The following is a 13105-nucleotide window of genomic DNA, read 5'->3' on the forward strand; positions in this document are numbered from 1 at the left end:
TATGCCCATCAGTCCGAACACGCTGCCCGACCTTCTGGATCACGGGTTCGATACCGTGATCGACGTGCGCAGCCCGGCGGAATATGCCGAGGACCACGTGCCGGGAGCGATCAACCTGCCGGTTCTCGACAACGAGGAACGCGCGCGGGTGGGCACGATCTACAAGCAGGTGAGCCCGTTCGATGCGCGCAAGCTGGGTGCGGCGCTCGTGTTTCGCAATGCCGCTAACCATATCGAAACCTCCTTGTCCCATCATGAGGGCGGGTGGCGGCCCCTGGTCTATTGCTGGCGCGGCGGGCAAAGGTCGGGGTCGTTTGCCTGGCTGCTCAAGGAGATCGGCTGGCGGTCTGATGTCATCTCGGGCGGGTACAAGACCTATCGGCGGTTGGTCGTTGACATGCTGCATGACCGTCCGTTGCCCCATCGGTTCGTGCAACTGGGCGGCTATACCGGCACGGCCAAGACGGAAGTGCTGCCGCTTCTGGCGGCGCGGGGTGTGCAGGTGATCGACCTCGAGGGGTTGGCGAACCATCGCGGCTCGCTTCTGGGCGCGATGGGGGAGCAGCCCTCGCAAAAGGCGTTTGAAACGGCCGTGGCCGGGGTTTTGTGCCGTCTTGATCCCGCGCGGCCGGTTCTGGTGGAGGCTGAAAGCAGCAAGATCGGGCAGGTCCTTGTGCCGCCCTCGGTTTGGGAAGGGATGAAGGTCGCACCGTGGATCGAGGTGAGTGCCCCGTTGGAGGCGCGCACCGAGTATCTTGTGCGGGCCTATGGTGACATCCTGTCGGACACGGCGTCGCTTGAGGCCAAGCTGGCTCCGTTGAAGGCGCATCGCGGTGAGGCGTTGGTTGCCCGGTGGACTGGCCTGAGTGCGGCGGGCGACAAGCGGGCGTTGACGCGGTCCTTGATGGAGGATCACTACGATCCAGCCTATGCCAAGTCGATGAAGGCGATGTCGCCCAAGGTGATGGCCCGGGTCGAGACGGATGGTCTGTCGCCCGCGCATCTGGAGCGGGTGGCCGCTCAGATCGAGGCGGCGCTTCAGGTGATGGAGACCTGACCGACCGGGCCTGCGTGCAGATGGCCGATGATGGCGGAGTGCGGATGTCCGTTCTGGCGGAGGGTCTTGACCAGGTGTTCCGCCGCGTCCGCGGGAACCGCCGCGAGAAGACCGCCGCCGGTTTGCGGATCGAAGAGCAGACGCGTCTGCGGAGTATCGGGGATGTGCGAAAATCCGGCCCGATTGTTTGCATAAAGCGAAGAATGTTGGCCGCTTTCCGACAGGTCCAGCGCGCCGGGCAGCAGCGGGATCGCATCAAGGATCAGGCTGGCCGAGAGACCCGAGGCGGTGCAGATGTTCTGCGTGTGCCCGGCAATGCCGAAGCCGGTCAGGTCCGTCATCGCCTGCGCAGCATCGCGCAGGAGTCCGGCTGCGGTTTTCTGGCCGTGCTGCATCGCGTCCAGCGCGCCTGCCACATCTGCCCCGCGCGCCTTGCCCGACATGAGCGCTGCCATGATCACGCCGGTGCCGATGGGTTTGGTGAGGATCAGCGCGTTGCCCGGTTTGGCACCGTTCAGTGTGATGGGATCGCGGTCGCAAAGGCCGGTGACGGCCAGCCCGATGGTCAGTTCATCGCCCAGGGTGCTGTGGCCGCCGACGATATCCGCACCAGCATCCTGCAGGATGGTTTGGACGGCGGTCAGGATCTCGGTCAGGGTGCGTTGGGCAAGCGGGTCCGACAGGCGGGGCAGGGTGATCGACAGGGTCGCGGCCTGCGGATCGGCGCCCATCGCCCAGATGTCGCCCAACGCATGATGGGTGGCGATGCGGGCCATGACCGCGGGATCGGACCAGAAGCTGCGCAGGTGATCGGTGGTGAAGACCTGCCGCGCGCCGCCCGTGTGCAGCAGTGCCGCATCGTCGCCGGGCAGGGGCGTGATGTCGGTGCGTTGTGCCGGTTTCAGCGTGGCGAGCGCGTTCGAGAGCGCATCGCGGCCCAGTTTCGCGCCGCAGCCACCGCAAAGCGGCTTGGGGCCCATCGCCTGAGTGACGCCCTTGGCCCGCGGATAGGGCAGTGCGGGTGCAGGCATCTTGGGCAAATCGTTGAATTGCCACATGAATTTGCGATCGATCCGGTCTTTCCAGTCCCAGACCCAGGGGCCGGTGAAGGTCAGGCCAAAGCGATCCCCGAGGGCGGATTTTTTTCCGAGCGAGATAAGCTTCAGGTAATCTTTTTGTGGGATGTAGGCTTTGAGCGGGCCACCGGAGAGAGAGGAGACGAGGTTATGGGTTAGCACAGGCGCCTGACGCACGGCATAGACGCCCGCCTTGGGCCGGGGGGCGTGGGTCATGTGCGCGCAATCGCCTACGGCAAAGAGGCGCGGATCGCTGGTTTGAAGATGGTCATTGACCGTGAGAAAGCCGTCTTGCGTTTTGAGGCCCGTGTCGGCAAGCCACGGGTAGGGCCGCGCGCCTGCAGCCCCGGTGATGAAATCGGCCTTTATGGTTGTGCCGTCTTGCAGGTGGATCGTGTTGGCGCTCAGGTGTGTGATCGCGGTCTGTTCGTGCAAGGTGACGTTCTGCGCCGTCATCGCTTTGCGCAGGGCATGTGCGCTTTTGGTGGGCAGGGCCGACAGGGCGGTGGCGTTGTCGATCAGATGGATCGTGGCGGGGCGGTTGCGTTTTTGCAGGGCGTGCGACATCGCCATGGCCAGTTCGACCCCGGCGACACCGCCGCCGATGATCGCGACGCTGGCCGGGCCGCCTCCATTGCGGAACGCGTCCCATTTCGCGGCAAAGGGGCCAAGCGGTTTGGCGGGCACTGCGTGGTCTGTGAAGCCGGGAAGCGCGGGCATGTCGGAGGTGATGCCGACATCGACCGAGCAAATGTCGAAACCCACGGGCGGGTGCGTGTCGATCTGGATCGTGCTGCTGTCCGGATCGATGCCGGTGGCGGACCCGATGATGAGGCGGGCATTCGCGGAATGCGCGAGGCGGACAAGGTCGATGTCCAGCTGATCGCGGCTGTAGTGTCCGGCGACAAAGCCGGGCAGCATGCCGGAATAGGGCGCGGTCGGGCCGGGGTTGATGAGCGTCAGGCGCGCGCCGGGCAGCGGGTTCATCGCCCATTTGCGCAGCACCAGCGCGTGGGTGTGGCCGCCGCCGATCAGAACGAGGTCGCGGGTCAGGGGTAGCGGCATCTGGCGCATTGGGGTGGTCCTTTGGTGGTCGGACCGGGCTTAGCATGGTCGGGCGGGCGCGCCCATGCGGCGCGTGATCAACTTTCGTAACGTGTCTGTCCGCGCCGGTTGGCGTCGACAGGCAGGGTCGCGTGCAGGAGTTGGTGCGCGCGTTGCGGGCAGGCGGTGCGGGCCAGACATGGCACCCTGTGCCGATCTGGGCGATCAGGCTGGTGTCGTCCATGTTGAAGCGCTGGGCATAGCCGATCAGGTGCGCCTGGTCGATGTCGGAGCCGATGGCGACGACACGGCAGCGGTCCTGCAGGCGCGCGCCCAAGACGGACGGTCGGAGGTGCGAGAGACGGTGTAGAAGCGCCCGTCATCGGGCATTTTGACGAATTGCGGCAGCAGCGGGCTGGGTACCTGAAACGCGCCTTGGATGTCCCAGACGGCGCAGGCGCCGCCCTCTTCGGCCAGCGTGATGGTGGTGGCGTCGAAGCGTTTGGATATGTTGCCGGCGCGGTCTACCCGCAGGAAGAAGAACGGGATGCCACTCATGGTCTGCGCGGCAATGCGGCGGAACTGGTCGACCATCGCGCGGTGCGTCTGGTGCCGGTGCAGGAATCGCTCGACCAGCGTGGGTGCATGATCGAGCGCGCCGCGCACTTCTGTCAGATCGGGTGGAACGGCATGACGGGTGGGCCGGGAGGCGGTGCGTTCGCGGTCTGGCTGTCGCGGGTCATGCTGCTGTTGGCGGGTGGCGTGTTGATCCGGAGCCTTGGGCAGACGCAAAGTTCGGAGCAGGGAAACGTCTTTGCCTATGTCGAAAGACCGCTCTCGGAGACATTTATTGCCATTGCAGCGCTTTTCTTTGTCCTCCCTTTGGTTAAGTATCTGCACAAGGGTGGTCCCCGGAGCGTCGCTCCGGCGGAATGAACTGAACAACACTGACTGAAGAAGGGGACAGGGCAATGGCTACAAACGTCAAGTCACTGCTGGAGGGACACGCGTCGGATGCACAGGCATTGGGCGCACCGGGACGGGACTGGCTCAGCTATGGTGGGCTGCGGGATCTGTCGACCGAGGTGAGCGCGAGCTTGCGCGGCTTCGGCATCGGGGCAGCGGACCGGGTGGCCATCGTGCTGCCGAACGGTCCGGAAATGGCGGCGGCGTTTGTCACGATCGCGCAGGCGGCAACCACCGCCCCGCTGAACCCGGCCTACCGCGAGGATGAATACGCGTTCTATCTCGACGATCTGGGGGCCAAGGCGGTGGTGCTGGCGGAAGGCTATGACGGCCCCGCGCTGGCGGCTGCCAACACGCTTGGGCTTCTGGTGCTGCGCACCGTTGTGGCCGAGGGCGCGCCTGCGGGATCGTTCACCCTGATCGCTGATGGGGCGACGGGAGAGGCGTTGCCCGCCAGCGATCCGACGGACGACGACGTGGCGCTGATTCTGCACACGTCGGGGACCACGTCGCGGCCCAAGATCGTGCCGCTCTTGCAATCGAACGTGGCCGCGTCGGCGCATAATATCGCCGCGTCGCTCAAGCTGTCGTCGGATGACCGCTGCCTGAACGTGATGCCGCTGTTCCACATCCATGGCCTGATTGCGGCGGTCTCCGCATCGCTGTCGGTGGGCGCGTCGATCTGGTGCGCGCCGGGCTTTGACGCGCTGCGGTTCTTTGGCTGGATGCGCGATGCGCAGCCGACCTGGTACACCGCCGTGCCGACCATGCACCAGGCGATCCTGAGCCGGGCCGGGCGCAATGCGGATGTGATCACAGAGGTGCCCCTGCGGTTCCTGCGATCCTCGTCGGCATCGCTGCCCGCGCAGGTGATGGAAGCGCTGCGCGAGACCTTCAACGTCCCGGTGATCGAGGCCTACGGCATGACCGAAGCCGCGCACCAGATGTGCTGCAACCCGTTCGACCGGCAGAAGCCGGGTGCGGTGGGCATCGCGGCAGGACCGGACGTGAAGATCGCGCATGAGACCGAGAACCACCTGATCGACGGCACCGGCGAAGTTGTCATCTCCGGTCCCAACGTGACACCGGGCTACGAGAGCAACCCGGAGGCCAATGCCAAGAACTTCTTCGAGGCGGATGGCCAGCGCTGGTTCCGGACCGGCGATCAGGGCGCGTTCGACGAGGACGGGTTCCTGCATCTGACGGGACGATTGAAGGAGATCATCAATCGCGGCGGCGAGAAGGTCTCGCCGCTCGAGGTGGATGGCGTGCTTCTGGATCACCCGGCGATTGCGCAGGTGGTGACCTTTGCGGTGCCCCATCCCAAGCTGGGCGAGGAAGTGGCGGCTGCGGTGGTCCTGATCGAAGGGTCGGAAGTGACCGAGCGCGAGATCCGCGATTTCGCTGCCGCGCGGATGGCCGATTTCAAGGTGCCGCGCAAGGTGATCATCCTTGACGAGATCCCCAAAGGGGCGACCGGCAAGATGCAGCGGATCGGTCTGGCTGAAAAGCTGGGGCTGGTGGAGCCTGCGTAAATGCACGCCGGGCGGGTGCCCATGATCGACGGTGCCTTGGGTGGCACCGTCGATTTCGAGTATTTGGAACAAGAAGAAGCAGGGGATGCGCGCTGACCGGGTCGGGCGCATCGGGGAGACATCATGAAAATCTGTGTATTCGGAGCGGGCGCCATCGGCGGCTATATGGGTGTGAAACTGGCGCAGGCGGGGGCGGATGTGAGCCTTGTCGCGCGCGGGCCGCATCTGGCGGCGATGAAATCCAACGGTTTGAAGCTGATCGAAGAGGGCGGCGAAGAGACCGTGGTTTCGGTGACCGCGTCTGACAATCCAGCGGATCTGGGTGTGCAGGATTACATCATCGTCACGCTCAAGGCGCATTCGGTGCCGCCCATCGTGGACAAGATGGCGCCGCTGATCGGGCCGAACACGACGATCGTGTCGGGCGTGAACGGCGTGCCGTGGTGGTATTTCCACAAGATCGGTGGCGCGCATGAAGGCACGCGGCTTGAGAGCGTGGACCCGGGCAATGCGCAATGGGACGGGTTCGGGCCGGACCGGGTGCTGGGCTGCGTCGTCTATCCGGCGGCGGAGGTGATCGCGCCCGGTGTGGTCAAGCATATCGAGGGCAACCGCTTCTCTTTGGGCGAGCCAGACGGGTCGAAATCGGAGCGCGCCACGGCGCTGTCGCAGGCCTTGTCCTCGGCGGGGCTCAAGGCACCGGTTCGGCCGCGCTTGCGGGACGAGATCTGGGTGAAGCTGTGGGGGAACCTGTCGTTCAACCCGATCTCGGCGCTGACCCATGCGACGCTGGATGTGCTTTGTACCGATCCCGGCACGCGGGCGGTGGCACGCGGCATGATGCTCGAGGCGCAGGAGATTGCCGAGGCGCTGGGCGTGAAGTTCCCCATCGACGTGGAGCGGCGGATCGACGGCGGTGCGGCCGTGGGCGCGCACCGGACGTCGATGTTGCAGGATCTGGATCAGGGCCGTCCGATGGAGATCGACGCGCTGGTCGGATCGGTGCAGGAGCTGGGCCGCGTGGTGAATGTGCCAACACCGACGATCGACACGGTGCTGGCGCTGGTGCAGCTTCGGGCGCGGACCGCCGGGCTTTATGCGTAGGCGGCGGTCACGATCACTTCGACCTTGAGCTCGGGGCGGGCCAGCTTGGCCTCCCCGCAGGCGCGGGCGGGGGCATGGCCTGCGGGCACCCAGGCATCCCAGACCGCGTTCATCTCGGCGAAATCGGCCATGTCTGCGACCCAGATGATCGCTTGCAGGATCTGGTCGCGCGACGACCCGGCCTGGTTTAGCAGCGCATCGACACGGGCGAGGCAATCCTGCGTCTGTTCGGTCACGGTGTCGCCGCTGCCGACCTGACCGCAGAGATAGACGGTGCCGTTGTGTTTGACGATCTTGCTCATCCGCTGGGCGGTTTCCTGGCGTTCGATCATGGGGTCTCTCCTGTTCAATGTTTGCGCTGACACTTGCTGTTGCCGCGCGGATTGTCCAGAACGCTTGGGACAGATGAGGGGAGAGATCAGATGTCCGACACGCGCGCGAACAAGCGGTTCCGGTCACAGGAATGGTTCGACAACCCGAACAATCCCGGCATGACCGCGCTTTATCTTGAGCGCTATCAGAACCAGAGCTTCACCCAAGGGGAGTTGCAGGCGGAAAAGCCGATCATCGGGATTGCCAATACCGGGTCGGATCTGGCGCCCTGCAACAAGATCCACGTGTTCCTGATGGACCGGATCAAGGCGGGCATCCGCGATGGCGGGGGCATTCCGATGGAGTTTCCGGTGCATCCGATCCAGGAGACCGGCAAGCGGCCGACGGCGGCGCTGGACCGAAATCTGGCCTATCTGAGCCTTGTCGAGGTGCTGCACGGCTATCCCATCGACGGGGTGGTCCTGACCACGGGCTGTGACAAGACCACGCCGGCGCAGCTCATGGGGGCGGCGACGGTGGATATTCCGGCGATTGCGCTGAATGGCGGGCCGATGCTGGACGGGTGGTACAAGGGCAAGCGTGCGGGGTCCGGCACGGTGATCTGGGAAGGGCGGCGGCTGATGGCGCGCGGCGAGATCGGGTACGCCGAGTTCATGGAGCTCGCCTGTGCGTCCTCGCCGTCCTTGGGGCATTGCAACACGATGGGCACGGCGAGCACGATGAACGCCATGGCCGAGGCGCTGGGCATGTCCTTGCCGGGCAATGCCGCGATCCCGGCGCCGTTCCGCGAACGCATGGCGATGGCCTATGAGACCGGCAAGCGCTGCGTGCAGATGGTGCTCGATGATCTGAAGCCGTCGGACATCCTGACCCGCGAGGCGTTCGAGAACGCGATTGTGGTCAACTCGGCCATTGGCGGATCGACCAACGCGCCGCCGCATCTGCAGGCGATCGCGCGGCATGCGGGGGTCGAGCTGGACGTGACCGATTGGGAGAAAATCGGGTTCGATGTGCCCTTGATGGTGAACATGCAGCCTGCGGGCGAATTCCTGGGCGAGAGTTTCTTTCGTGCGGGTGGGGTGCCCGCGGTGATGGGCGAATTGCTGAAAGCGCGCAAGTTGCACGAGGGGGTGATGACCGCGTCGGGGCAGACGCTTGGCGATGTTCTGGCGTCGTGGGAGAGCCTTGACCGGTTTGTGATCACCACCCATGACGAACCGCTGCGCGAGAAGGCGGGGTTCAAGGTGTTGTCGGGGAACCTCTTTGACTCGGCGCTGATGAAAACCTCGGTGATTTCGCCGGATTTCCGGGCGCGGTTCCTGTCGACGCCCGGCGCCGAGGGCGTGTTCGAGGCGCGGGCGATCGTCTTTGAAGGTCCGGAAGATTATCACGACCGGATCAACGATCCCGAGTTGGGGATCGACGAGGGGTGCATGCTGTTCATCCGCAACGTGGGCTGTGTCGGATATCCCGGTTCCGCCGAAGTGGTGAACATGCAGCCGCCCGATGCGCTGGTGAAAGCGGGGATCAACCATTTGCCCACCGTCGGCGATGGACGGCAATCGGGCACGTCGGAGAGCCCGTCGATCCTGAACGCGTCGCCCGAGGCTGTGGTTGGCGGCGGTCTGGCCTATCTGCGGACGGGTGACCGGGTGCGACTGGATCTGAATGCCTCGACCCTGAACGCGCTGGTGGAGGAGGCCGAATGGGAGGCGCGCAAGGCGGCGTGGGAGCCGCCCGAGATCGTCAACCAGACGCCCTGGCAGGAGATGTACCGCCAGCATGTCGGACAATTGGCCGATGGGGGCTGTCTGGAACTGGCGACGGCGTATCGGCGGATCGCCAAGGATTTGCCGCGCGACAATCATTGAGAGGGCCAGGGGGCTCTGCCCCCGCCCGCCTGCGGCGGACTCCCCCGCGGTATTTGGAAACCAGAGAAGCACGGGACAGCGACATGACACAGAGCATCATCATCACCGGGGCGGGCAGCGGGATCGGCAAGGCCTGCGCGGAGGCGTTTCTGGACGCGGGCTGGCGCGTCGGGCTGATCGGCCGCCGGGCGGCGCCGCTCGAGGAGATTGCGGCGGCGTCGGCAAACGCGCTGCCCCTCCCGTGCGATGTGACTGACGAGGCGCAGGTGGCGGCGGCCTTCGGCGTGGTGATGGAGCGCTGGGGGCGGCTGGATGCGCTGTTCAACAACGCCGGCGCGGGTGTGTTCGGCGCGACCATCGACGAGATCCCGCTGGAGGATTGGAAACGCTGCATCGACGTGAACCTGACGGGCAGTTTTCTCTGTGCGCAGGCGGCTTTTGCCCGGATGCGGGCACAGGACCCGCAGGGCGGGCGCATCATCAACAATGGCTCGGTGTCGGCGCATGTCCCGCGCTGGGGGTCGGCACCTTACACGGCGTCGAAACATGGCGTCACCGGGCTGACGCGGACGATCTCTCTGGACGGGCGGCCGTTCAACATCGCCTGCGGTCAGATCGACATCGGCAATGCGGAAACCGAGATCGTGCACGGGTTGCGCAAGCAGGCCGAAGAGGCGGGCAAAGAGGTGGAGCCGGTCATGGATGTGGCGCATGTCGCGTCATCGGTGCTGCACATGGCCAGCCTGCCGCTTGATGCGAATGTGCAGTTCCTGACGGTGATGGCAAGCGCGATGCCCTATATCGGGCGCGGCTAGAAACTCCTTGGATTCGGCAGGCGCTTTGTGCGTTTATGGCGGGATAAAATCAGGGAGGATTTTACCATGATCAAGCGCGCCTTTCTCAAGCTCGCCGGAACCACGGCGCTGGCGGCAACGCTGGCCACGGGCGCTTTTGCGCAGGAGGTCACGCTGCGGATGCACCAGTTCCTGCCCGCGCAGGCCAATGTGCCCAAGAACGTGCTGGTCCCCTGGGCGGAGCGGGTGATGGAGGCCTCGGGAGGCCGGATCGAGATCCAGCATTTCCCGTCGATGCAGCTGGGCGGCACGCCGCCGCAGCTCATTGACCAGGCGATTGATGGCGTGGCCGATATCATCTGGACCGTGGCGGGTTATACGCCGGGGCGCTTCCCGCGCGCGGAGGTGTTCGAACTGCCGTTCCTGATGACCGATGCGGGCGACATGTCGGCCGCCTATTGGGAACTGGTCGAAGAACAGATGATGGATCAGGACTTTGCCGATTTCAAGGTTCTGGGCGTCTGGGTGCATGGCCCCGGCGTGATCCATTCCGCCGATCCGATCACTGCGCCGGAGGACCTGAACGGGGTCAAGCTGCGCGCGCCGACGCGGGTGACCAACAAGCTGTTCACCAATCTGGGCGCGACCACGGTGGGGATGCCGGTTCCGGCTATTCCGGAGTCGCTGTCGAAAGGGGTCGTGGACGGTGCGGTGATCCCCTGGGAGGTGACGGGCGCGCTCAAGGTGGCCGAGCTGGTCGAGAACCACACCGAGTTCGACGGCAACGCGATCTACACCACGACCTTCATCTTCGCGATGAACAAGGCGAAATACGACAGCCTGCCGGATGACCTCAAGGCGGTCATCGATTCGCAGTCGGGCGCGGCGTTCAGCCGGTTGGCGGGCACCCAGATGCAGGCGGATGACGGGCCATCGCGCGATCTGGCGCTGGACATGGGCAACAACGTGATCACGATTTCCGAGGCGGATGCCGCACCGTGGCGCGTCGCGGCCGAAGCGACCACCGCCGAATGGATCGCCGAGATGGATGCCAGCGGCATTGATGGCGCGGCGCTGCTGTCGCGCGCGAATGCGCTTTTGGAAAAGCACAACACGCAGTAAAGCGTGGCGCGTCGTCCGGGTCATGATCCGGGCGGCGCGACCAGAGCAGGGGGCAGAGCGGCATGACCACGGCGATTGAGCGCCTTGCGCGGGCGATGGCCATTCTTGGCGGTCTGGTCCTGACCGGGCTTGTGCTGCTGACCTGCGTGTCGGTTCTGGGCCGGGGGCTCAATTCCATCGGCCATAGCGCGTGGCTGACCGGGCTGTCGCAAAACCTGGCCGACGGGCTGATCGCGTCGGGCGTGGGGCCGGTGACGGGCGATTTCGAACTGGTGGAGGCAGGCATCGCCTTTGCGATCTTTGCCTTCCTGCCGATCTGTCAGCTTTATGCGGGTCATGCGACGGTGGATGTGTTCACGTCGCGCCTGTCGGATCGGGCCAATGCCTGGCTGGTGGCGTTCTGGGACGTGGTGCTGACGCTGGTGATCTGGCTGATCACGTGGCGGTTGTTCGCGGGGCTCACGGACAAGTTCGCCAATGGCGAGACATCGTTCCTGCTGCAATTCCCGATCTGGTGGGCCTATGCGGCCAGTTTTGTGGCCGCGCTCGTGGCGTCGGTGACGGCGCTGTACTGCTCGGTCGGGCGGCTGGGCCAGGCCGCGACCGGGCGGTCGATCCTTCCGGTGCCGGGGGCTGATGCGGCATGAGCATGCTCGAGCTGGGCATCTGGTCCTTTCCGGTCCTGTTGGTGCTGATCTTTCTGCGCGCGCCCATCGGGCTTGCGATGATGCTCTGTGGGATCGGCGGGCTGTGGCTGGCGCTGGGCAGCCCGGACGTGATCCTCGCGCGGTTGAAATCCGAGACCTATTCAACGTTTTCCAGCTATTCCCTGTCGATCATTCCGATCTTCCTGCTGATGGGCCAGTTCGCGACCCTGTCGGGCATGTCGCAGGCGCTGTTCCGGGCGGCGGAATCCTGTCTGGGCCATCGCCGGGGTGGGGTTGCCATGGCGTCGGTGGGTGCCTGTGCGGGGTTCGGGGCGATCTGCGGGTCGTCCTTGGCCACCGCAGCGACGATGAGCCGGGTGGCGCTTCCCGAGTTGCGGCGCGCGGGCTATTCCGGTGGGTTTTCGACAGCGACCCTGGCGGCGGGCGGCACGCTGGGCATTCTTATTCCGCCATCGGTGATCCTTGTGATCTACGCGATCCTGACGGAGCAGAACATCGCCAAGCTGTTTCTGGCGGCGTTCATTCCGGGCGTTTTGGCCGCCATTGGCTACATGATCACGATTTCGCTGTACGTGCGGCGCTATCCCGAATCGGCGGGGCATCGTGACCCTGTGCCCCATGCCGAACGGGTGCGCGCGCTGATCGACGTGTGGCCGGTGCTTCTGGTCTTCGGGCTGGTCGTGGGCGGCATCTATCTTGGTTGGTTCACACCCACTGAGGGCGCGGCTGTGGGTGCAGCGGGCACCGGGTTGATCGCGTTGGTGTCGGGCAACCTGACTTGGTCCATGTTCAAGCAGAGCATCATCCAGACCGCCGTGAGCACGGCGATGATCTTTTTCATCGTGCTGGGGGCGGCGTTCTACAACGGGTTTCTGGCGCTGACGCAGGTGCCGCAGGAATTGTCGAACTGGGTGGTCGAGATGGGCCTCAGCCCGTTCATGGTGCTGTCGCTGATCCTGCTCTTCTACCTTGTGTTCGGCTGCCTGATGGACAGCCTGTCGATGATCCTGTTGACCATCCCGATCTTTTTCCCGGTGATCTCGGTCATGGATTTCGGCTTTGTCGATCTGGCAGTGATGCAGGCGGATGCGGCGCGCGCCGTGCTGGCGGCGGGTATTCCCGAGGGCATGACGCAAGACATGCTGGCGTCGATCGAGGCCGCGATTGCCAGCGGGATCGAGTTGACCCGCGACCAGATGCGCGCGCTGGACATTCGCGTGACGCAGGGCATGGCGAACCGGATCGAGGCGGAATGGGTGGCGATCTGGTTCGGCATCCTCGTGCTGATCGTGGTCGAGGTGGGGCTGATCACGCCGCCCGTGGGGATGAACCTGTTCATCATCAACTCGATGGATCGCAACACCCCGATGATGGAGACGTACAAGGCGGTGATCTGGTTCGTGGCCTCCGATCTGGTGCGCGTTGTTTTGCTGGTGCTTTTCCCGGCGATCACGTTGTTCTGGCTGTATTGACGGGCACCGCACAGCGGGGTCTGTGCAAATGCACAAGATTTGGTCTGGAAAACTGAACCGATC

At 64.9% G+C, this 13105-nt stretch carries 12 protein-coding genes; 9 read left to right on the forward strand and 3 right to left on the reverse strand.

All coding sequences use genetic code 11. The annotated features are described in order from the left end of the window. The first annotated feature begins 1 nt into the window (after position 1). Positions 2 to 1057: a tRNA 2-selenouridine(34) synthase MnmH gene (mnmH, locus tag IEV82_RS16435; protein ID WP_188483119.1), complete on the forward strand. Its 1056-nt coding sequence runs from the start codon at positions 2 to 4 to the stop codon at positions 1055 to 1057. On the opposite strand, the gene IEV82_RS16440 is transcribed toward mnmH, so the two are convergent. Together IEV82_RS16440 and IEV82_RS24050 are read right to left on the reverse strand one after the other, a co-directional pair. After that, positions 1039 to 3207 carry a selenide, water dikinase SelD gene (locus IEV82_RS16440; protein ID WP_188483120.1) on the reverse strand — a complete coding sequence of 723 codons (2169 nt, stop codon included), beginning with the start codon at positions 3205 to 3207 and terminating at the stop codon, positions 1039 to 1041. The two genes, mnmH and IEV82_RS16440, sit on opposite strands and share 19 nt — an antisense overlap. A gap of 237 nt (positions 3208 to 3444) precedes the next feature. Beyond that, positions 3445 to 3726: a short-chain fatty acyl-CoA regulator family protein gene (locus tag IEV82_RS24050; protein WP_373285244.1), complete on the reverse strand. Its 282-nt coding sequence runs from the start codon at positions 3724 to 3726 to the stop codon at positions 3445 to 3447. Between IEV82_RS24050 and IEV82_RS23685 the strand changes: the two genes are divergently transcribed. The 3 genes from IEV82_RS23685 to IEV82_RS16460 all read left to right on the forward strand — a co-directional run bounded on the left by IEV82_RS23685 (position 3613) and on the right by IEV82_RS16460 (position 6782). Next, positions 3613 to 4113, forward strand: a complete 501-nt coding sequence (locus IEV82_RS23685) for a hypothetical protein (RefSeq protein WP_229747876.1) — start codon at positions 3613 to 3615, stop codon at positions 4111 to 4113. The genes IEV82_RS24050 and IEV82_RS23685 overlap by 114 nt on opposite strands. Positions 4114 to 4148: 35 nt before the next feature. Further along, positions 4149 to 5678 carry an acyl--CoA ligase gene (locus IEV82_RS16455; RefSeq protein ID WP_188483122.1) on the forward strand — a complete coding sequence of 510 codons (1530 nt, stop codon included), beginning with the start codon at positions 4149 to 4151 and terminating at the stop codon, positions 5676 to 5678. 123 nt (positions 5679 to 5801) lie between these two features. Continuing rightward, on the forward strand, positions 5802 to 6782 hold the full coding sequence (locus IEV82_RS16460; RefSeq protein WP_188483123.1) for a 2-dehydropantoate 2-reductase: 981 nt from the start codon (positions 5802 to 5804) through the stop codon (positions 6780 to 6782). Here the strand turns inward: IEV82_RS16460 and IEV82_RS16465 are convergent. After that, entirely contained in the window at positions 6773 to 7114 is a 342-nt protein-coding gene (locus IEV82_RS16465; RefSeq protein ID WP_188483124.1) for a RidA family protein, read from the reverse strand. The two genes, IEV82_RS16460 and IEV82_RS16465, sit on opposite strands and share 10 nt — an antisense overlap. Positions 7115 to 7204: 90 nt before the next feature. Here IEV82_RS16465 and IEV82_RS16470 point away from each other — a divergent pair, with 90 nt between their 5' ends. The 5 genes from IEV82_RS16470 to IEV82_RS16490 all read left to right on the forward strand — a co-directional run bounded on the left by IEV82_RS16470 (position 7205) and on the right by IEV82_RS16490 (position 13042). Further along, complete coding sequence (locus IEV82_RS16470; protein WP_188483125.1) at positions 7205 to 8986, forward strand: IlvD/Edd family dehydratase; 1782 nt, start codon at positions 7205 to 7207, stop codon at positions 8984 to 8986. Between the two features lie 83 nt (positions 8987 to 9069). Further along, positions 9070 to 9801, forward strand: a complete 732-nt coding sequence (locus IEV82_RS16475) for an SDR family oxidoreductase (protein ID WP_188483126.1) — start codon at positions 9070 to 9072, stop codon at positions 9799 to 9801. A 66-nt stretch (positions 9802 to 9867) separates the two neighbouring features. Then, complete coding sequence (locus IEV82_RS16480) at positions 9868 to 10902, forward strand: TRAP transporter substrate-binding protein (RefSeq protein ID WP_188483127.1); 1035 nt, start codon at positions 9868 to 9870, stop codon at positions 10900 to 10902. Positions 10903 to 10964: 62 nt separating this feature from the next. Beyond that, positions 10965 to 11549: a TRAP transporter small permease gene (locus IEV82_RS16485; RefSeq protein ID WP_188483128.1), complete on the forward strand. Its 585-nt coding sequence runs from the start codon at positions 10965 to 10967 to the stop codon at positions 11547 to 11549. After that, positions 11546 to 13042 (forward strand): TRAP transporter large permease, encoded by a 1497-nt coding sequence (locus IEV82_RS16490; protein ID WP_188483129.1) that lies wholly within the window; start codon positions 11546 to 11548, stop codon positions 13040 to 13042. Before IEV82_RS16485 ends, IEV82_RS16490 begins: the two co-directional genes overlap by 4 nt. The last annotated feature ends 63 nt before the right edge of the window (positions 13043 to 13105 follow it).

The sequence above is a fragment of the Marivita lacus genome (genome assembly GCF_014637725.1).
In the GTDB taxonomy this organism is placed as follows: Bacteria; Pseudomonadota; Alphaproteobacteria; order Rhodobacterales; family Rhodobacteraceae; genus Marivita; species Marivita lacus.